This window comes from Primorskyibacter aestuariivivens (assembly GCF_028023675.1).
GTDB lineage: Bacteria > Pseudomonadota > Alphaproteobacteria > Rhodobacterales > Rhodobacteraceae > Marinovum > Marinovum aestuariivivens.
Genome location: NZ_JAQIOZ010000006.1, coordinates 110,264 through 130,983, shown reverse-complemented (window position 1 = coordinate 130,983; position 20,720 = coordinate 110,264). Strand labels below are relative to the sequence as shown.

Sequence of the window (20,720 nt, the reverse complement as noted above, 5' to 3'; positions counted from 1 at the left end):
ACCGCATGAACCGCCCGGCATCATGGATAACGAGGTTCGTGCGCGCGCGCATCTTAACCCAGGACACTCATTAACCAATCTTAACAGTAGCGTCTCAGAAACCGTACTCTCCGCCAAGGGCTTGTTTCTAGTAGAAACTCTGGGGGTCGATATCGACGGCAAGGCGCAATTGTCCCTTGAGCGGGAATTGCCCCACCCATTCGGCCAGCGCCGGTTGCAGCGCCGTGCCCTTGTCCGCCTTGACCAACAACCGCACCCGATGCCGTCCGCGCACACGCGCAATGGGCGCAGGCGCGGGGCCAAAGACCTGCGCGCCCACGCGGCGCAGCGCCATATCGTTGCGCGCCAGCGCATTGCCGAGGTCAAAGGCTTCCTGCGCGTCGGTCGAGCTGATGATAATCCCCGCCATGCGGCCATAGGGCGGCACACCCGCGCCACGGCGTTCGGTGGCCTCGGCGCTCCAGAACGCCTCTTCATCTCCGGCCAGGATGGCGCGGATCACCGGATGCTCGGGCTGATAAGTCTGGAGTACCGCAGTGCCGGGCTTCTCCGCACGTCCCGCCCGGCCCGCCACCTGCCGCATAAGCTGAAACGTGTGTTCAGCCGCGCGCAGATCGGAGCCCTGAAGCCCCAGATCCGCGTCGATCACGCCGACCAGCGTGAGCAGCGGAAAGTTATGCCCCTTGGCCACAAGCTGCGTGCCGATGATGATATCGGCCCCGCCCTCGGCGATCTCTCTGATCTGCTCCTTGAGTGCGCGTGCGGACCCGTACATGTCAGATGACAGCGTCGCCACACGCGCGTCGGGGAACAGCGCCACCGCTTCCTCGGACAACCGCTCCACCCCCGGGCCAACGGCGGCCAGCTTATCCTCGGCCTCGCAAGAGGGGCAGGCGTTGGGCATGGGTTTGGTCTCGCCGCATTGGTGGCAGACGAGACGCTTGAGGAAACGGTGTTCGACCATGCGCGCATCGCAATGGTCACAGCCAATCTGATGCCCGCAGGCCCGACACAGTGTGATCGGCGCATAGCCGCGACGGTTTATGAACAAGAGCGATTGTTCACCGGCCTGCATCCGCGTCTCGACCAGTTTTTGCAGGCTGGGGGAAATCCAGCGGTTCGACGGCAGCGTTTCGGCGCGCATGTCGATGGCACGCATCTCGGGCATGACGGCTTCGCCAAAGCGCGAGGTCAGGTCGAGGCGGGTGTATTTCCCGGATTCCGCATTGGCCCAGCTTTCCAGCGACGGCGTGGCCGAGGCCAGCACCACCGCCGCGCCTTCGATCGCGGCGCGCAAAACGGCCATGTCGCGGGCGTTGTAGAGCACACCGTCTTCCTGTTTGTAGGAATTGTCGTGTTCCTCATCGACGACGATCAGCCCCAGATCGCGGAACGGCAGGAACAGCGCGGAGCGCGCGCCGACCACCATCTGCGCGCCGCCTTGCCCCACCATTTTCCAGCAACGGCGGCGTTCGGTCATGGTCACGCCGGAATGCCATTCGGCGGGCTGCGCGCCAAACCGTGCCTCGACCCGGGTCAGGAATTCCTGTGTCAGCGCGATCTCGGGCAACAGCACCAGCGCCTGCCGCCCCTTACGCAGGCATTCGGCGACGGCCTCAAGATAGACCTCGGTCTTGCCCGATCCGGTGACGCCGCGCAAAAGCGTGGTGGAATAGCCGCCCTGCAACGCGCCGCGCAAATGTTCGGCGGCCTGCGCCTGATCCCCGGTCAGGGTCTTGCCCGGGCGGGCCGGGTCCAGTGTGCGATAAGGTGTATCGCGCGGCGCTTCCTCTTCGCGCACGACGCCCTGCGCCACCAGCCCCTTGACCACCGAGGCGGACACCCCGGCCATCTCGGCCAGTTCCTTGAGCGTAAAGGCCAGATCGCCATACTCCGCCAAAGTCTCGATCACCGCGCGCCGCGCCTTGGTGTCACGGTCGGGCAGCCCCTCGCCGCGCCGGTAGATCTTGCGCATTGACGGCGGATCGCCCAGACCCGGCGCACGGGTGGCCAACCGCAGCATCGCAGGCAACGGCGTGAGCGTATAGGCCCCGGCGCGGGTCAGGAAGCTGCGCAACCCCTCACCCATGGGTGCCACATCCAGCACGCGGATCACCTGCCGCAGCTTGGCGCGGTCAAAGCTGCCCTCGCCCTCGCCCCAGACCACGCCCAGCATCTTGCGTGGTCCCAGCGGCACCTCGACAAAGGCACCCAGATGACAACCGCCTTCAGGAGCCAAATAGTCAAGCACACCGGACCGATCGCCCATCTGCTGGGTGATCAGAACACCAATCCTGTCGCCTTCGTCAAAATAGCTACGCGGCATCCGACTTCCTGTTAGCGCTCACAATGCGGGCTTTTTCTCTGCGTCACTCTGGGGTATGACACGGGCAACAGAAAGCCAAGCGAGCCAAGGAGGCCGAGAGATGCGATTCTTTGTCGATACTGCGGAAATTGACGCGATCCGCGAACTTCACGAACTGGGCATGGTGGACGGGGTCACGACCAACCCGTCGCTGATCAAGAAGTCCGGGCGCGATATCCTGGAAGTGACCAAGGAGATCTGTGACCTCGTCGAAGGTCCGGTAAGCGCCGAAGTGGTCGCGCTCAAGGCCGAGGACATGATCGCCGAGGGCCGCAAGCTGGCCGAGATTGCCGAGAATATCGCCGTCAAGGTGCCGCTGACATGGGATGGTCTCAAGGCGTGCAAGGTCCTGACCGGTGAAGGCAAGATGGTCAACGTGACGCTCTGCTTCTCCGCCAATCAGGCGCTGCTGGCGGCCAAAGCCGGCGCGACCTTTATCTCGCCTTTCATCGGCCGCTTGGACGACCTGAACGTCGACGGTCTCGACCTGATCGCAGATATTCGAGAGATCTATGACAATTACGGTTTCGAAACCAATATCCTTGCCGCTTCGATCCGTTCGGCCAATCACATGAGTGAATGCGCCAAGATCGGTGCCGATGTGGCCACCGCGCCGCCGAACGTGATCAAGGCGATGGCCAATCACGTCCTGACCGACAAGGGCCTGGACGCCTTTGTCAAGGACGCGGCGGATGCAGGCATCAAGATCGTCTGACCGCGACCCAACTGCGTATTGCAAGACCTCGCCCAGTGTGGCGGGGTCTTTTCGTTTGGGGGGAACGTTAACAAACCCTTTCCAATTCTGTGGCCTTCAGGACACCGCCCATGATTCTATCCACAGGCACCTGCCCTCAGCGTTGACTCACTGCATCAACTTCAACAAACACGCAAAAGCCATTTAAATTTTTGAACAAAAGCGCGGCCGGGTTTGTTAGGGTCTGGCAACTGCAAAAGGGAATCGCATGACCTCCACGCTCAAGATTGATGACGACCTGCGCGCCAAGATCATTTCGCGCCCTTCGGTAATTCTGGATGACAAAGACGTCATGCATGCGCTGATCGCGGCAAATGAGAAATCCATGGGCACCAATATTGTCGACCTGCGCGGCATCGCCATGGAGCGTCTGGAATCGCGTCTTGACCGGCTTGAGGACACCCATCGCAGCGTGATTGCTGCAGCTTACGAAAACCTTGCTGGTACCAACCAGGTGCATCGCGCCATCCTGCGCATGCTGGACCCCACGGATTTCGAGACCTTCCTGCGCAATCTGAGTGGCGAAGTGGCGGATATCCTGCGTGTGGATGCGGTGCGGCTGGTTCTGGAAAGCGGGGAGCGCGCCGATGATGACCCGGCCATTCGCAAGCTGGGCGATGTGCTCATGGTGGCGGAACCCGGGTTTATTGCCGAGTATATCACTGCCGGGCAGATGGGCGGCGTACGCCCGGTGACACTGCGCCAACTGGCCAGTGGTGATGCGGCGATCTATGGCGACAAAGCCGCCGATCAGCGGTCCGAGGCCTGTCTGGTTCTGGATTTCGGCCCCGGACGCCAGCCCGGCATGCTGGTTCTGGGAGCAGAAGACCCGCATCAATTCACCCCGCAGCAGGGCACTGACCTTCTGGCATTTTTCGCCGGTGTCTTTGAGCGCTCCATGCGCCGCTGGCTGGCGTGAGCGGCGAGACCACATTCATTTCCCCGGCAGCGCGTGACGCGCTGGACACCTGGCTGACACAGACCCGCGCCCTCAAAGGCAGGTCGGAAAACACCATCGAGGCCTATCGCCGCGACGTTCTGGGCTTTCTGGCCTTCATGACCGACTACCATGGCGGCGGTCAGGGGCTTGGCCCAATCTCACGTATCACGGTGCGTGACATGCGGGCGTGGATGGCCCTTACGCGCGGCGGCGATGTGGGCCCCCGGTCGCTGGCGCGGAAACTCAGCGCGGTCAAGAGCTTTTACCGTTGGCTGGCCGAGCGGGAAGGGTTTGAACCCACTGCGGTGCTGTCCACCCGCGCGCCGAAATACACCCGCAAGCTGCCCCGGCCACTGGCCGAGCATGCCGCCAAGCAGATGATCGACACGGTCGAGTTGCAATCCCAGACCGGGTGGATTGCAGCCCGGGATGCTGCCGTGGTTACCTTGCTCTATGGCTGCGGGCTGCGCATTTCCGAGGCGCTGGGCCTGACCTGCGCACAGGCCCCGCTGGGGGAAAGCCTGCGTATCGTCGGCAAGGGCGGCAAGGAACGGGTCGTGCCGGTGCTGCCCGCCGCGGCGCGGGCGGTTGATGACTATCTCACGCTCTGCCCCTTTCCGGTTGAGCCAACGCGCACGCTTTTTGTCGGGGCGCGGGGCGGCGCACTCAATCCGCGGCTGGTGCAGAAAGTGATGCAGCAGGCCCGCATGCAGCTTGGCCTGCCTGCGACGGCAACACCCCATGCGATGCGCCATTCCTTTGCCACCCACCTGCTCAACGCAGGCGGTGATCTGCGCGCGATCCAGGAACTGCTTGGCCATGCGTCGCTCAGCACGACGCAGGGCTACACCGCCGTGGATACGGCCCGGCTTCTTGAGGTCTACAACGCCGCCCACCCCAAGGCGGGGTAAGGGCCACTCACCCGCCCCTTGCGCGGCCCGCGCTCAAATGCTTCCCTCAGACAGACGCGCCAGCAGGGACACCCCGTATCATGACCAATTTCACGATTGCTTCGTTCAATGTCAAAAACCTCATCGGGCCGGACAAGGAATATTACGAATTCCAGGCCTACACGCCCGAGGAATACGCCTGGAAAAAGGATTGGCTGGCCGATCAGATCCTGACCATGGATGCCGACATCGTCGGGTTTCAGGAGATTTTCGAGGAAGACGCGCTGACCGACGTTGTGGAAGAGGCCGATGCGCGTGGCGCGGCGCTCAATGATGCGTCCATCCCGGACAAGACCAAACGCTACCACAAGAAGGCGATCTTTCGGAAACTGGCCTATCGCGCCTATGACAATGCGGAACTGGCCTTTGCCCCCAATGCCGCCGATGAGAGCATTCCCGGCAAGCGGCGCCCCGGCGTGGCGATCCTGTCGCGATTTGGCTTTGTCGGCGAGCCGGAGGTCATTCAGGACCTTGAGACACCGCTCACCATCCCGTTTCAGCCACTGCGCGGGCTAGAGGCGGCAGAGACCGGGCATTTCACCTTGCGTCGCCTGTCGCGCCCGGTGCTCAAGGCGCGCATTCGCGTGGGCAGCCAGACCATCACCGTTTTCAACTGTCACCTGAAATCCAAGCTGGGTGAATATATCATACCCGCCGGGGCCGATTTCGCCCCCGAGGCCGACCTGACCCGCTATGATCCGCTGGGTCGCGCCATCGGCAGTTTGCGCGCCGCTGTCCGGCGTATGGCCGAGGCCTGGGTGCTGCGCCGCGAGATCCTGTCGGAACTGCGCGCGGGCCACCCGGTCATGGTTTTGGGCGATTTCAACGATGGCGAGGATGCGGTCAGTTCCGAGATCATCTCGGGCGAGATACCGTTCAAGAACTACGCCTGGATGCTGCGCCATGACGCCAAGGACCGTTCGGATCGCTATACGAAAGAGGAAAACCTCCGGATCACCGAAGAAGTCGAACGCGTCCGCCTGCATTCGGCGGAGAAACTCTTCGTGCGCAAATCCCTCCGCGACATGGTTTATACCTCGGCCTTTGGCGGCAATTTTGAATCGATCGACCAAATCTACATGTCGCGCCATTTCCACCCGGATTTTGAGGCGCGGATCGGCCAGATGGAGTATTTCAGCGCGCTGAACGATCACCTGACCGATGGCTCGCATCCCGAGGCACCCTATAACAAGCTGGCCTCGGATCACGGCCAGATCATTGCGCATATGCGGTTGAATGATTGAGGCAGGTATTCCTGACTGTGCCAATCTCCTGTCGCAGGTAGAATAACCCTCATAAATCACAAATTTCTTTTTGAGGGTCGGTGACGGAACCGCCGCTGTAATGACTGCTTGCGGGCAGGTCATCGATGTTTTGACATGGAACTTCTTGATGCACGGCTCGGCATATTGGCCTTGCTCGCGGCCACCGGCTACGGCGTGGCCACCATAGGAATGAAGTTGGCCTCGGACGGTTGGTCTGCCGGAGCGATGGGTTTGATCATGATCGGCTTTGTTGCGGCAACGCAGGCCGAAATCATACTGATGCGCAGCATGACGCTGAGTGTGCTGTATTTCATGATCATCGCGCTCGAGACGTTGATCGTGCTGTCCTTTGCGTTCAGCATCGGCGAAGGTCTGACCGCGCGTGAATCCGTTGGTGGCGTTCTTATCCTGGCCGGGCTTCTGATCGTGTCACACTGATTGTGCATTTGCCGGGCGGGGTGCTCCTTGATAAGGCTTGCAAACGCAAAACCGGAGCCCCCATGCACAGCTATATCGAAGCCAACGGAATTGGCATGCATGTCGCCCTTGACGGCGACCCGGATGGCAAACCCGTCGTCTTTGCCAATTCGCTTGGTACGGATCTGCGCCTTTGGGACCCGATCCTGCCGCACCTTCCCGACGGCCTGCGCATCATCCGCTACGACAAACGCGGCCACGGTCTGTCCGAATGCCCGCCCGGCCCTTATTCCATGGGTGCGCTTGTCCGTGATGCCGAGGCGTTGCTGGATGCGCTGAACGTACGGGACGCGATGTTTGTCGGGCTGTCCATCGGCGGCATGATCGCCCAGGGGCTGGCCGTGAAACGGCTGGATCAGGTGCGTGCACTGGTGCTGTCCAACACCGCTGCCAAGATCGGCACTGCCGATATGTGGCAGGAGCGGATCGACGCGGTGAAATCCGGCGGCATTGCCGCGCTGTCGGACTCGATTATCGAACGATGGTTCGGGCGCGATTTCCGGGCCAGACCGGACCTGGCTCTGTGGCAAAACATGCTGGAACGGCAACCGGCCGAAGGCTATGCCGGGTGCTGCGCGGCCATTTCCGGAACCGATTTCTACACGCCCACGTCCGGGCTGCGCCTGCCCTGTCTCGGCATCGCAGGGTCCGAGGACGGCTCAACCCCGCCTGACCTCGTGCGCGAAACTGTTGACCTGATCCCCGGGTCGCGGTTCGATCTGATCCGCCGCGCGGGGCATATCCCCTGTGTCGAACAACCCGAGACCTTTGGCAGACTTCTCAGCGCGTTCCTGACGGAAACCGGCCATGTCTGACATCCTTCTGGTGCACGGCTCCTGCCACGGGGCCTGGGCTTGGGCGGCGCTGATCCCGGAACTGAAGGCGCTGGGCCATTCCGCGCGCGCGATCGACCTGCCCGGCGCGGGCGAAGACCAAACGCCGCTCGAAACCATCGCACTGGATAGCTACGTCGATGCAATCTGTGATGCGCTTGGCCCAGAGACGGTGTTGGTCGGGCACTCCATGGCCGGATTTCCCATCACCGCTACCGCCCAACGCATGCCGGATCGCATCAAACGGTTGATCTATCTTTGCGCCTATATGCCCGCGCCCGGCAAGTCGCTGGTCGACATGCGGCGCGAAGCCCCGCGCCAGCCGCTGCTGCACGCCATTGAACGCAGTGCAGACGGGTTGTCCTTTTCCGCGCTGCCCGAACATGCAGCAGGTGTGTTCTACAACGATTGCACCGAGGATCAGGTCGCCTATGCCCTGCCCCGCCTGCGGCCACAGCCCATTTCCCCGCAAGCCACAGCGCTGGAGGACATGAGCCGCGCCACCGCCCTGCCCCGCAGCTACATCCGCTGCACCCGCGACAATACCATTCCGCCCGAGCATCAGGCGATGATGGTGGCGGAATGGCCGCGCGCGGATGTGCATGAATTGGACACCGGGCATTCGCCGTTCCTTTCGGCCCCAGCGACGCTTGCGGCACTGATCGACCGGCTGATCGCAGGGTGACCTAACGTCTTTCCGCGCCATTCATGCCGCTTTCCGACTAGTCAGCCCGGCCCTGCTTTGATTGTCTGGCCGGAAACCGGGAGGGACGGATGACAAAAATAAAAGCCGCCGTGTGCCGCGAGTTCGGCGCAGATCTGCAGATCGAAGAGCTGGAGCTGCGCGCGCCGGGCCGGGGCGAGATCGAGGTAACGTTGGACGCGGTGGCGATCTGCCATTCTGACATTTCCTATGCCGGGGGCGGTTGGGGCGGCACCCTGCCTGCGGTCTACGGACACGAGGCAGCGGGCAAGGTCACCGCGCTGGGCGAAGGGGTCACAGGGCTTAAGACAGGCGACAGCGTCGTGGTCACCCTCATCCGGCCCTGTGGTACCTGTGGCAATTGCGGGTCGGGCAAGCCGACGATCTGTGAAACCCCGACGCCGGTGGCCCCGAAACTCACCGACAGCACCGGGGCCGAGGTAGAGGCGGCGATGAATTGCGGTGCCTTTGCCGAACGGGTGATCGTGGAGCCCTCTCAGGTGGTCAGGTTGCCCTCGGACATGCCTGCGGAAAGCGTGGCACTGCTGGCCTGTGGGGTGATCACCGGTATCGGTGCGGTGATCAATGCAGGCGCGCTCAAGCCGGGCGAGGACGTGGTGGTGATCGGCGCGGGCGGCGTCGGGCTGAACGCCATTCAGGGCGCGGCCATCGCCGGCGCGCGCCGCATCGTCGCCGTGGACATGAGCCAGGACAAGCTGGACATGGCCATGGAATTCGGCGCCACCCATGGGGTTCTGGCCACCGACGGAGAACCGTGGAAAGCGGCGTTCAAGGCACTGGGTGGCCGAGGCGCCGATGTGGTCGCTGTGACGGTGGGTGTGATCCCAGCCTATAACGACGCGCAGCGCTACCTCGGCTGGGGCGGGCGCATGGTCATGGTGGGCATGCCCCATACCGGCGCGATGGCGGAATATGAACCGGTGGTAAACGCCTTTATGGGATCGTCCATGGTGGGGTCCAAGATGGGCGATGTGGTGATCCAGCGCGACATTCCCTGGATGGCCGATCTCTACCGGCAGGGGCGGCTGAAACTGGATGAGCTGGTCTCGGGGCGCTGGACGCTGGAGCAGATCAACGAGGCGATTGCCGACACCAAATCTGGCGCGGCGCGGCGCAATGTGATCCTGTTCCGCTAAGACTGACCCGAAAGGAGACCGCGATGAAGCTCACCGATCTCGACGTGATCGTGACATCGCCCCCGGCCCCGGGCTGGGGCGGGCGTTACTGGATCCTCGTGAAGCTGACCACCGATGACGGGATCACCGGTTGGGGGGAATGCTACGCGTCTTCAGTCGGGCCGACCGCCATGGAAGCGGTCATCCGCGATGTGTTCGACCGGCACATGGCAGGCGAAAACCCGGAAAACATCGAACGCATGTTCCGCCGCGCCTATTCCTCGGGCTTCACGCAACGCCCGGACCTCACGGTGATGGGGGCGTTTTCCGGGTTGGAGATTGCCTGTTGGGACATTCTGGGTAAATCGCGGGACCGGCCCGTCTGGGCGCTGCTGGGCGGGCTGATGAATGAACGGCTGCGGGCCTATTCCTATCTCTACCCGCTGGAGCATCATTCCCTGCCGGAGTTCTGGACCTCGGCCGAGATGGCCGCAGAAAGTGCTGCCGATCTGGTCCGGCGCGGCTACACGGCGGTGAAATTCGACCCTGCCGGCCCCTACACAATGCGCGGCGGGCATCAGCCGGCACTGTCGGACATTTCCATGTCCATGAGCTTTTGCGAAGCGGTGCGCGATACGGTGGGGGACCGCGCCGACATCCTCTTTGGCACCCACGGGCAATTCACAACCTCGGGCGCGATCCGGCTGGGCAAGGCGATCGAGACCTTTCAGCCGCTGTGGTTCGAAGAACCAATTCCGCCCGACAACATGCTGGAATTCCGCAAGGTCGCCGATGCGGTGCGCATTCCCATTGCCACCGGCGAGCGGCTCACCACGCGGGCCGAGTTTGGCGCGGTTCTGCAGACCGGCGGCGCGTCGATCCTGCAACCGGCACTTGGCCGCGCGGGCGGCATCTGGGAAGCACGCAAGATCGCCGCGCTGGCCGAGCTGTATAATGCGCAGATGGCCCCGCATCTTTATGCCGGGCCGGTGGAATGGGCGGCGAATATCCACCTCGCCGCGTCGATCCCGAACCTGTTGATGATCGAAACCATTGAAACGGAGTTCCACAGCACGCTGATCAAAGGAGCCATCACCGTGGAGGCCGGGTTCGTTCCCGCCCCGACGGCACCGGGACTGGGCATCGAAGTGGACGAGGCCTTTGCCCGCGCGCATCCCTATACCGGCAACGGGCTGCATTTACAGATGCAGGAAGAGCCCTGTGACTATGTCAACGGAAACGTCTTTGCCGGGGGCGCGCCGCCGCCACCGTCAGACGAGTAAACCGCATTGCCCGCTCCGCGCCCGCCATGGTAAGTCTTGGGGCAGTAACGTTCACCCGAGACGATGTCGTGACAGATACACAGGTCAAACCCAACCCGGACCAGCTGGCCCAAAGCGCGCAATCCGCCGCCGGTTTCCTCAAGACGCTGGCCCATGAAGGCCGGTTGATGATCCTGTGTCATCTGGGGCAAGGGGAAATGTCTGTGGGCGCGCTGGAAGAGACGCTTGGCATGCGGCAGGCCGCGGTCAGCCAGATGCTGGCGCGGCTGCGCGACGAGGGGCTTGTCACCACGCGGCGCGATGGCAAGACGATCTATTATTCGCTGGCCGATGAACGCACGCGCCGGATGATTGGCCTGCTGTACGAGTTTTATTGCGGCTGACAGGAGACAGGGGGGCTTTGCCCCCTCGGCCTTGCGGCGGTCTCCGACCCTTCGTCGCTGAGGTTGATCCCCCGGATCAACCTCCGGGCGCGCCTCAGCCCCTAGGATATTTTCAAGCCAAAGAAGGACCGGCTCAGTCCTTCTTGTCCCGTGATGCGCCCAGAAGCCGCCCGATAAGGAACGTGGTGCGCGGCGCGTAGACGTAATTGGTCTTGTCTTGGGGTACTGGACGGGCGCGCATCCTTAGCAGGCCGAACACCACAAGGGCGGCGTGGCCCGCGGCGATCAAACCGAAGAGCGCCAGCGGGCCAAAGGCATTCATCAGAACCGACGCCACAAGAGGCGCGGCAATGGCCCCCAGCGCATAAAAGAACATCAGCGCAGCGGACAGTTCGACGCGTTCATGGGCCTCGGCGAAGTCATGGGCATGGGCGGCGGCCACCGAATAGATCGGAAAGGTGGTCAGCCCGAACACCCCCGCTGTCAACAGGATGGTGACTGTCCCGCCCTCCTGCAGCCCGGCCGTCAGCGCACAGGAAGCCATGGCCGCCACCGACAGCCAGATCAGCACCCAGCGCCGGTCGTACTTGTCCGCGATCCAGCCCACCGGGTATTGGGCCAGCGCGCCCCCCAGAACAAACGCCGCGAGGAAGGTGGCAATCTCTTCCACCGCCAGCCCGACCTGCGTGCCATAGACCGGACCCACCATGCGGAAGGACGCCCCCGAAAGCGCCGCCACGAGCACACCGGCAGCCGCCAGCGGCGAGCGTCGGACCGCCAGCATCGGGCGCAGCCGGGGCGCGGCGGGCATCTCGGGCGGGCTTTGCCGTGTCAGGACCAGCGGCAGAAGCGCCGCGCAGCACAGGATGGCCAGCAGGTTGTAGGAGACATAGGCCGCCGGGGCCAGCACGCCGATCATCAGTTGCGCCACCAGCGATCCGCCCATATCCGCCACGCGGTAGAGCGCCATGGTGCGCCCGCGCGTCTCATTGGTGACCTTGGCCTGAAGCCAGGCCTCGACCACCGTGTAGCTGCCCGCCACGCAAAGCCCCGTCGCCATGCGCATCACCGCCCAGGCATAGGCATCAACCCACATCATATGGGCGATCAGCCCGATCGCACCCAGCGCGGTAAAGGCGGCGAAGGCCCGCGAATGGCCCACCGCCCCCATCAGCCGCGGCGCCCACCAGCAGCCGATGAAAAAGCCCACGAAATGTGCCGAGCCCAGAAGCCCGATCTGCGCGGTGCTGAAATCCAGCGCCAGCCCCGAGAGCGCGTCCAGAGGCGCCACAGCCCCGGATGAGAGCTGCAGCAGGATCACGGACAGGAACAGGGCGGCAAAAGAGATCAACATGCGCATAATGCGCCCAACCTTGCAGCCCCGGGCGGCAATGCTTGCCGGTTTTCGACGGATGTCGTCGGTTTCGGGGGCCGTGTCGCGCGACTGACCGTTTTATCCCGGGCGCGCAGTGTCGCGCGCGGATGTCACGACGGCCCCGGTGCTGCCCATCGCCACATCCCAACCCTTGACCGGGGCGGTGCGCGCGCGCAGCCGGGTCAGCCGCCAGCGCTCGGCCCCGGGACGATGCGCCGGGTCCAGCGCCCAGCGGCTTTCCCCCCCCGGCGCGCCCCCCTCGGCCCCCGGTGTGAGCAACAGCCCCAGCGGCGCGCCGCCCAGCTCCGCCGCGCCGGTTTCCGCCGCCAGATGCATGCGGCGCACCTGCGTGAGCGTTGGCAAGCCCGGCAAATCGCCCACCACCAGCGGCACCGCGCCCGAGCGCAGCACCTCTTCCAGCGTCCAGAGGATATCCTCGGGGCGGCGGGCATGGACAAAGAGAAAGCGTTCGGGCTGGCACAGCGCGGCCATCCCCGGCGCAAAAAGCCCGTCCGGCTCCCATGCCGGTGCGGCCCAGATCACCGGCCCGGCCTCGGCCCGCTGCACCGCGCCCGCGATCCAGAGCGCCAATGTGCGCCGCGCCTGACCACAGAGCTCATGCACGCGCATACGTGCCAGCGACAGCTCTCCCATGACCGAGAGCAGCGGCTTGTCGCGATGCGGCGCGCGGGACAGGAGGGCAGCGGGGAGACTCATGCCGCTGATTATATATGTTCGCTAAATGTTCTCAAATCTTTTCATGCGAATGCGCCGAAGCATTCACTCCAGAACCATTTCCATGCGCCGCGTACTGATCACGTCGCCCCCACGGAGCAGGCTGACCATGAGGGCATACCGGCCCGCCCGCCATCCGCCATCGGGGCGTTTGCGGCCGGAAGCCCGGAAAAACAGACTCTGGTCTTTCTCAAGCGTCGCATTGCCGCGATGCGTGAACCCGCCCGGCCCGTCGATCTCGATCCGAAGCACATCCCCGGCGCGACCGCCAAAGGCATAGCCATATCCGACGAGCGCGGCCGCGCCCGGCGTCAGAACCGTATCATTGGCGGTCCCCGCCTTGACCGCATCATAGGATGGGATGCGATCCGAAAACCCAAGATCCAGCACCCCGCCCGCTTGATACACCGGCGCCACATCCCAAAGGTCCCGATCCGATCCACAGGCCGCGCCCCCATCGGGTGAAAAGGGATCAACAACCTGACCATCCCGCCGCACCGACAGGTGCAGATGCGGAAACTGCGTCCGCCCGCTCAGGCCCACAAGCCCAAGCTGCGCACCGGCCTCGACACGCTGACCTGGTTGAACCGTCACGCTGCCGCGCTTGAGGTGGCAGTATTGCGTCTCCCAGCCGTTCTCATGCCGGATCGCGACGCCATTGCCACAATCCCGGCCACCAAGATCACGGCCTTTATAGATGCGGTCTTCCATCTCGTCGCGCACCCCGCGCACAACACCGGGCGCAGCGGCACGCACCGTCACGCCGCGCGCCATGTCCTGTAGCGTGGGAATGCCGAAATCGGTGCCCTTGTGACCATCATAGGTAAGCCCGGCACAGGTAAAATCCCGTGCGCCCGGGCCGGGATCATGATCAACATATTGCTGGATGTAGCAAGTTGCCCCCAAATCGCAATCAATGGGGAGCGACAATGAAAACGCCCCGGCCCCTGCGGGAAGGGCCGAGGCGACAAAAACAGCGGCGCAGGCCGCGCGGATCATTCCGCCGTCAGCAGCGGCGGCTTCTTGCCAGTCAGGCGCGGTTTGTCCGGGCCGGACAGCTGAAGCTTCAGCTCGCCATCCTTGACCGTGACCTTGACCACGCCGCCCTTGGCCAACTTGCCAAACAGCAATTCCTCGGCCAGCGGCTTCTTGATGTTCTCCTGGATCACGCGTCCCAGCGGGCGCGCGCCCATGCGATCATCATAGCCCTTGTCGGCCAGCCATTCGGCCGCGGGTTTGGTCAATTCGATGGTCACGTTGCGATCCATGAGCTGCGCCTCAAGCTGCAGCACGAATTTCTCGACCACCTGCAGGATGACCTCTTTCGGCAGCGCGCCAAAGCTGATCACCGCATCCAGACGGTTGCGGAATTCCGGCGAGAAGGTCCGCTCGATCGCGGCGGTATCCTCGCCCTCGCGGCGGTCGCGACCGAAACCGATGGCGGCCTTGGCCTGTTCGGCGGCGCCCGCATTGGACGTCATGATCAGGATCACGTTGCGGAAATCCACCGTGCGCCCGTTGTGATCGGTCAGCGTGCCATGATCCATCACCTGCAGAAGGATGTTATAGACATCCGGATGCGCCTTTTCGATCTCGTCGAGCAGCAGCACACAATGCGGATGCTGGTCCACACCATCGGTCAGCAGCCCGCCCTGATCAAAGCCGACATAGCCGGGAGGCGCGCCGATCAGGCGCGAGACCGCGTGTTTCTCCATGTATTCCGACATGTCGAATCGCAGCAGTTCCACACCCAGCGTATCGGCTAATTGCTTGGCGACCTCGGTCTTGCCCACGCCGGTGGGGCCGGCGAACAGGTAGTTGCCGATGGGTTTTTCCGGCTCGCGCAAACCCGCACGGGCCAGTTTGATCGCTGATGACAGCGCCTCGATGGCCTTGTCCTGCCCAAAGACCACGCGTTTGAGGCTCTTCTCCAAATCCTTGAGCACCTCGGCGTCGTCCTTGGAGACGTTTTTCGGCGGGATACGGGCGATCTTGGCCACCACGGCCTCGATCTCCTTGGTGCCGATGGTCTTGCGCCGCTTGCTTTCCGCGACCAGATGCTGTGCCGCCCCGGCCTCATCGATCACGTCGATGGCCTTGTCCGGCAGCTTGCGGTCGTTGATATAGCGCGCGGCCAGTTCCACGGCGGTCTTGATCGCGTCAGCGGTATATTTCACCGAATGGTGATCCTCGAAATAGGGTTTCAGCCCTTTCAGGATCTTCACCGAATCCTCGACAGTCGGTTCCACCACGTCGATCTTCTGGAACCGGCGGGCCAACGCGCGGTCCTTCTCGAAATGCTGGCGGAACTCCTTGTAGGTGGTGGAGCCCATGGTGCGCAGCTTGCCGCCCTGCAAAGCAGGTTTCAGCAGGTTGGACGCATCCATCGCCCCGCCGGAAGTGGCACCAGCACCGATGACTGTGTGAATCTCGTCGATGAACAGCACCGCATTGGGATGCTCTTCCAATTCGTTCACCACGGCCTTGAGCCGCTCTTCGAAATCACCGCGATAACGGGTGCCCGCCAGAAGCGCGCCCATATCGAGCGAATAGATGGTGGTCTCGGCCAGAACCTCGGGGGTTTCGCCGCTGACTATCTTGCGCGCCAGCCCCTCGGCGATGGCGGTCTTGCCCACGCCGGGATCACCCACCAGAAGCGGGTTGTTTTTGCGGCGGCGGCACAGCACCTGAATGCAGCGCTCCACTTCGGAGGACCGCCCGATCAAGGGATCGACATCGCCGGTGCGGGCCTTTTCATTCAGGTCCACACAGTATTTACCAAGCGCGCTTTCCTTTTGATCGGCCTCCTGCGCCGTTTCGGTCGTCTGGCTTTCCTCGTCCATATCCTGCGCGCCGGTCACGGGCCGCGCTTCGCCATAAGCGGGGTCCTTGGCCACGCCATGGGCGATGAAATTCACCGCATCATAGCGGGTCATGTCCTGTTCCTGCAGGAAATAGGCGGCATTGGATTCGCGTTCGGCAAAGATCGCCACCAGCACATTGGCGCCGGTCACCTCGGTCCGGCCCGAGCTTTGCACGTGGATCGCAGCGCGCTGGATCACCCGCTGGAAGGCGGCTGTCGGAACCGCCTCGGAGCCTTCGATATCGGTGACAAGATTGGACAGATCGTCATCGACATATTCGACAAGCGTCTGGCGCAACTCCTCGGTATCGACCGAGCATGCCTTCATCACACGGGCCGCATCCGGCTCGTCGATCAGCGCGAGCAGCAGGTGCTCGAGCGTCGCAAATTCGTGGGATCGGCTGTTGGCCAGCGCCAACGCCGAATGGATCGCCTGTTCCAAGCTGTTTGAGAATGAAGGCACGATAAGTGCTCCTTCTGATCTGGGCCAGCGCGTCTGTGCAACGTCACCAACCATGGCCTCATAAGGTTAAAGTTTGGTCGATCCGTCCCGGGCTTCAAGTTTTTTCTGCCTCTTGACAGTCACAAATGTTGGCAACCGTGACATCGCGCCGTGATTTGCATCATTTGAAACTGTCGCGACGCTTGCGGATTTCGGCAAAAACCGCGACCGGATCGGAACCGGGCAAGCCCACCGTCTGTAGCACCCCCGGTTGGTCGGCGCGCAGAAACGGGTTCGTGTCCAGTTCAAGCTGAAGGGTTGTGGGAACAGTGGCCTGCCCGTTCGCGCGGGCCTCTGCAATTGCGTTTGTTCGAGAGATAAGCGCAGAATTCTCAGGTTCAATAGTCATCGCGAAACGGGCGTTGGTTTCACTGTATTCATGCCCGGAACAGACCAGCGTGTCGGCAGGCAGGGCGGCCATTTTCTGCAGCGACGCATACATCATTTCGGGCGTGCCCTCGAACAACCGCCCGCAACCCAGCGCCATCAGGCTGTCCATGGTCACCAGAATGCCCGATCCCGCCATATAATAGGCCACATGCCCCGTGGTATGACCCGGCACTTCCAGCACTTCGACCTGCTCGGTTCCGATGATCATATTGTCGCCTTCGGACACTTGGATATCGAGTGGCGGCAGTCGGTGGGCATCCGCTGCGGCCCCGATCACCTTTGCCGGGGCCTGAGCCAGCAGATCGCCAAGCCCATCGACATGGTCCCAGTGATGATGGGTCAGGAACACATGGCTCAGCGTCCAGCCCCGGGCCTTCAACGCCTCAAGGATCGGCCCGGCCTCGGGGACATCGAACACTGCGGTGTCACCGCTGGCCTCGTCATGGACAAGGTAAACGTAGTTATCCGACAGGCAGGGGATCGTCACAAGCTCAAGGGGCATGGTAAATCGCGGCTCCATTGCTAGATTGAGGGTCAAGTCTGGACCAAAGGACCCGGCACCGCAATGCATCTGGACGTACAGGACCTGCGCAACTTCTATTACCGCAGCGCGCTGGGCCGCGCCGCGCAACGTGCCGTGCGCAACCGGCTGTTAACCCTTTGGCCCGAAGCACATGGTCAGACGGTTATCGGCTTCGGCTTTGCCGCGCCGCTCCTGCGCCCCTATCTCGCCGATGCGCGCCGCGTCATGGCGCTCATGCCCGGACCGCAAGGCGTCATGCCCTGGCCCGCCGGGATGCCCAATGTGGCCTGTCTTTGCGAGGAAACGCTCTGGCCCATCGAAACCGGGCGCGCCGACAAACTGGTTCTCATGCATGGGCTGGAAACCTCGGAACGGCCGTCGCAATTGCTGGAAGAATGCTACCGGGTTCTGGGACCGGGTGGAAAGGTTGTCTTCATCGTCCCCAACCGCGCCGGGCTTTGGTCACGGAGCGACAAGACGCCTTTTGGCTTTGGCCGTCCTTATTCGCAGGGACAGCTGGAAACCCAGTTGCGCATTCACGGCTTCATGCCTGAACGCCATGCCGCGGCGCTCTACCAGCCCCCGTCAACCAAACGCTTCTGGATGAAGACCGGTGCCATGGCGGAACGCTTTGGCCAGCGCTTTGGCATGGTCATGGCAGGCGGCGTGCTGCTGGTTGAGGCGACCAAACGGGTGCAGGCGCCCTCTGGCCCCGGCGAACGCATCCGGGTGCGCAACCCGCTGGGTGTGCTCAGCCCCAAACCGGTGAAAGAGGCAAAGCCAGTTTGAACGCCAATACCGCTGGCCGTGGAGCGGGGCGGAACAGGAGGCGCAGGTGGCGCTGACCCGCACTGTTGTATGCAATTGCATGCCGCGCTGACGTGATAAGGAATCGTAAAAAATCACGTTTTTTGGTCTGTTTTGTGCCAACGAGCCTAGCGCATTAGGTCGCACACGCAGCAAGTCATTGAAAACGCTCGATATGTACTTGGTCGCAAAGTGACCCAAGTGTGTTGCGAGGTTCCAATTGCTCTGCTACATCCCCCCTGATTTTCACGCCCCGAGCCATTTCGGGGCGAACCAACGTCCCCGAACCCCGCCTTCTGGGTGGCAAATCGGGGCCAGATAGTCGGAAGGGTGGACGTGTCCGAACCAGCTTCGATTTCCTCTGGCATTGCCGAGCGCTATGCCACGGCGGTCTTTGAGATCGCCGAAGAGAACAAAAAGCTCGATGAGCTTGAGACCAATCTTGATGACCTTGCCGCTGCGCTGTCTGACAGTGCCGAGCTGCGCGACCTGATCGGTAACCCGCTCTATTCGCGCGAAGCGCAGGGGGCAGCAATCACTGCCATTGCCAAGAAGATGAAGCTGCGCCCCGTGCTGGTGCAGACTCTGGGCCTGATGGCCTCCAAGCGTCGCCTTTTCGTGCTGCCGCAACTGATCGCGCAACTGCGCGCCAAGATTGCCGAGCACAAGGGCGAAGTGACCGCTGACGTGACCAGCGCGCAGGCCCTGACCCCGGCACAAGCCGAGGCGCTTGCCGCGCAGCTCAAGTCCTCTGTGGGCAAAGAAGTCAAAATCAATGCGACCGTCGATGAAAGCCTCATTGGCGGTCTTGTCGTTAAGGTGGGCTCGAAGATGATCGACACGTCGATCCGCTCCAAGCTCAATTCCCTCCAGAATGCAATGAAAGAGGTCGGATAAATGGGTATCCAAGCAGCCGAAATTTCTGCGATCCTAAAGGACCAGATCAAGAACTTCGGGCAAGAAGCCGAAGTCGCCGAAGTGGGCCGCGTGCTTTCCGTCGGTGACGGTATCGCGCGTGTGTACGGCCTCGACAACATCCAGGCGGGTGAAATGGTCGAGTTCCCGGGCGGCATCATGGGCATGGCGCTGAACCTCGAAACCGACAACGTCGGTATCGTGATCTTCGGTTCGGACCGCGACATTAAAGAAGGCGACACCGTCAAACGGACCAACGCCATCGTGGACGTGCCCGCGGGCGACGAACTGCTGGGCCGCGTTGTTGACGGTCTGGGTAACCCGCTGGACGGCAAAGGTCCGATCAAGACCGCCAACCGCGCCATCGCCGACCAGAAAGCCCCGGGCATCATCCCGCGTAAATCGGTGCATGAGCCGATGGCAACCGGCCTGAAATCGGTTGACGCGATGATCCCGATTGGCCGTGGCCAGCGTGAGCTGATCATTGGTGACCGTCAGACCGGTAAAACCGCCGTTGCTCTGGACGCGATCCTGAACCAGAAAACCTATAACGAAGCCGCTGGCGACGATGAGAGCAAGAAGCTGTACTGCATCTACGTCGCTGTGGGCCAGAAGCGTTCCACCGTGGCGCAGCTGGTGAAGCGTCTCGAAGAATCCGGCGCGATCGACTATTCGATCGTTGTGGCTGCGACCGCGTCCGACCCGGCGCCGATGCAGTTCCTTGCCCCCTATGCCGCGACCGCGATGGCCGAGCACTTCCGTGACAATGGCCGCCACGCGCTGATCATCTATGATGACCTGTCCAAGCAAGCGGTTGCCTATCGTCAGATGTCCCTGCTGCTGCGCCGCCCGCCGGGCCGTGAAGCTTACCCGGGTGACGTTTTCTACCTCCACTCCCGCCTGCTGGAACGTTCGGCCAAGCTGAACGAAGACAATGGCGGCGGCTCGCTGACGGCTCTGCCGATCATCGAAACCCAAGGCGGCGACGTTTCGGCCTTTATTCCGACCAACGTGATCTCGATCACCGACGGTCAGATCTTCCTTGAAACCGAACTGTTCTACCAGGGTATCCGCCCGGCTGTGAACACCGGTCTGTCGGTGTCGCGTGTGGGCTCCTCGGCCCAGACCAACGCGATGAAATCCGTCGCCGGTCCGGTGAAACTGTCGCTCGCGCAGTACCGTGAAATGGCAGCCTTCGCCCAGTTCGGTTCCGACCTCGACGCCGCGACCCAGCAGCTGCTGAACCGTGGTGCACGCCTGACCGAGCTGATGAAACAGCCGCAGTATTCGCCGCTGACCAACGCGGAAATCGTCTGCGTCATCTATGCCGGCACCAAAGGCTACCTCGACAAGGTGGACCTGAAGGAAGTTGGCCGCTGGGAAGCAGGTCTGCTGAACCACATGCGCGGCAAGCGTTCCGACGTGCTCGACTGGATCACCAACGAAGATCCCAAGATCAAGGGTGATGCCGAGGACAAGCTCAAAGCAGCGATCGACGAATACGCCGCAGACTTCGCTTAA

Annotated in this window: 19 protein-coding genes; 13 read left to right on the top strand and 6 right to left on the bottom strand. The window is 62.7% G+C overall.

The features are described 5' to 3' along the window. Nucleotides 1-127: 127 nt before the first annotated feature. Nucleotides 128-2,326, bottom strand: coding sequence for a primosomal protein N' (locus PGB28_RS07995; RefSeq protein ID WP_271420982.1), 2,199 nt, complete (start codon nt 2,324-2,326; stop codon nt 128-130). A 100-nt stretch (nt 2,327-2,426) separates the two neighbouring features. Here PGB28_RS07995 and fsa point away from each other — a divergent pair, with 100 nt between their 5' ends. From fsa to PGB28_RS07945, 10 genes are all read left to right on the top strand, one after another. After that, a complete protein-coding gene (gene fsa, locus PGB28_RS07990) occupies nt 2,427-3,080 on the top strand; it encodes a fructose-6-phosphate aldolase (RefSeq protein WP_271420981.1) in 654 nt (217 codons plus the stop codon). Nucleotides 3,081-3,327: 247 nt separating this feature from the next. After that, the gene (locus tag PGB28_RS07985) at nt 3,328-4,038 is read left to right on the top strand and encodes a DUF484 family protein (RefSeq protein ID WP_271420980.1); all 711 of its coding nucleotides are present in this window, start codon (nt 3,328-3,330) and stop codon (nt 4,036-4,038) included. Beyond that, complete coding sequence (locus PGB28_RS07980; RefSeq protein WP_271420979.1) at nt 4,035-4,970, top strand: tyrosine recombinase XerC; 936 nt, start codon at nt 4,035-4,037, stop codon at nt 4,968-4,970. The genes PGB28_RS07985 and PGB28_RS07980 overlap by 4 nt, the downstream gene beginning before the upstream one ends. Nucleotides 4,971-5,050: 80 nt before the next feature. Then, on the top strand, nt 5,051-6,253 hold the full coding sequence (locus PGB28_RS07975; protein WP_271420978.1) for an endonuclease/exonuclease/phosphatase family protein: 1,203 nt from the start codon (nt 5,051-5,053) through the stop codon (nt 6,251-6,253). 135 nt (nt 6,254-6,388) lie between these two features. Next, nucleotides 6,389-6,712 (top strand): 5-aminolevulinate synthase, encoded by a 324-nt coding sequence (locus tag PGB28_RS07970; protein WP_271420977.1) that lies wholly within the window; start codon nt 6,389-6,391, stop codon nt 6,710-6,712. Between the two features lie 62 nt (nt 6,713-6,774). Next, entirely contained in the window at nt 6,775-7,566 is a 792-nt protein-coding gene (gene pcaD, locus PGB28_RS07965) for a 3-oxoadipate enol-lactonase (protein WP_271420976.1), read from the top strand. Next, nucleotides 7,559-8,269: an alpha/beta fold hydrolase gene (locus PGB28_RS07960; RefSeq protein WP_271420975.1), complete on the top strand. Its 711-nt coding sequence runs from the start codon at nt 7,559-7,561 to the stop codon at nt 8,267-8,269. Before pcaD ends, PGB28_RS07960 begins: the two co-directional genes overlap by 8 nt. 89 nt (nt 8,270-8,358) lie before the next feature. Then, a complete protein-coding gene (locus tag PGB28_RS07955) occupies nt 8,359-9,444 on the top strand; it encodes a zinc-binding dehydrogenase (protein ID WP_271420974.1) in 1,086 nt (361 codons plus the stop codon). Nucleotides 9,445-9,467: 23 nt separating this feature from the next. Then, the gene (locus PGB28_RS07950; protein WP_271420973.1) at nt 9,468-10,706 is read left to right on the top strand and encodes a mandelate racemase/muconate lactonizing enzyme family protein; all 1,239 of its coding nucleotides are present in this window, start codon (nt 9,468-9,470) and stop codon (nt 10,704-10,706) included. 68 nt (nt 10,707-10,774) lie between these two features. Beyond that, nucleotides 10,775-11,089, top strand: a complete 315-nt coding sequence (locus PGB28_RS07945; protein WP_271420972.1) for an ArsR/SmtB family transcription factor — start codon at nt 10,775-10,777, stop codon at nt 11,087-11,089. Nucleotides 11,090-11,222: 133 nt separating this feature from the next. Here PGB28_RS07945 and PGB28_RS07940 read toward each other — a convergent pair whose 3' ends face one another. The 5 genes from PGB28_RS07940 to gloB all read right to left on the bottom strand — a co-directional run bounded on the left by PGB28_RS07940 (nt 11,223) and on the right by gloB (nt 17,456). After that, complete coding sequence (locus PGB28_RS07940; protein WP_271420971.1) at nt 11,223-12,449, bottom strand: MFS transporter; 1,227 nt, start codon at nt 12,447-12,449, stop codon at nt 11,223-11,225. Between the two features lie 93 nt (nt 12,450-12,542). Further along, nucleotides 12,543-13,181, bottom strand: coding sequence for an ImuA family protein (locus PGB28_RS07935; RefSeq protein WP_271420970.1), 639 nt, complete (start codon nt 13,179-13,181; stop codon nt 12,543-12,545). A 63-nt stretch (nt 13,182-13,244) separates the two neighbouring features. Next, nucleotides 13,245-14,198, bottom strand: coding sequence for a M23 family metallopeptidase (locus PGB28_RS07930; RefSeq protein WP_271420969.1), 954 nt, complete (start codon nt 14,196-14,198; stop codon nt 13,245-13,247). Next, the gene (gene clpA / locus PGB28_RS07925; RefSeq protein WP_271420968.1) at nt 14,195-16,525 is read right to left on the bottom strand and encodes an ATP-dependent Clp protease ATP-binding subunit ClpA; all 2,331 of its coding nucleotides are present in this window, start codon (nt 16,523-16,525) and stop codon (nt 14,195-14,197) included. Before clpA ends, PGB28_RS07930 begins: the two co-directional genes overlap by 4 nt. Nucleotides 16,526-16,685: 160 nt before the next feature. After that, entirely contained in the window at nt 16,686-17,456 is a 771-nt protein-coding gene (gene gloB / locus PGB28_RS07920; protein WP_271420967.1) for a hydroxyacylglutathione hydrolase, read from the bottom strand. Between the two features lie 63 nt (nt 17,457-17,519). Here gloB and PGB28_RS07915 point away from each other — a divergent pair, with 63 nt between their 5' ends. The 3 genes from PGB28_RS07915 (at nt 17,520) to atpA (ending at nt 20,720) form a co-directional block, all read left to right on the top strand. After that, nucleotides 17,520-18,266, top strand: a complete 747-nt coding sequence (locus PGB28_RS07915) for a class I SAM-dependent methyltransferase (protein WP_271420966.1) — start codon at nt 17,520-17,522, stop codon at nt 18,264-18,266. 354 nt (nt 18,267-18,620) lie between these two features. Next, nucleotides 18,621-19,181, top strand: a complete 561-nt coding sequence (locus tag PGB28_RS07910; RefSeq protein WP_271420965.1) for a F0F1 ATP synthase subunit delta — start codon at nt 18,621-18,623, stop codon at nt 19,179-19,181. Next, nucleotides 19,182-20,720, top strand: a complete 1,539-nt coding sequence (atpA, locus tag PGB28_RS07905; protein ID WP_271420964.1) for a F0F1 ATP synthase subunit alpha — start codon at nt 19,182-19,184, stop codon at nt 20,718-20,720.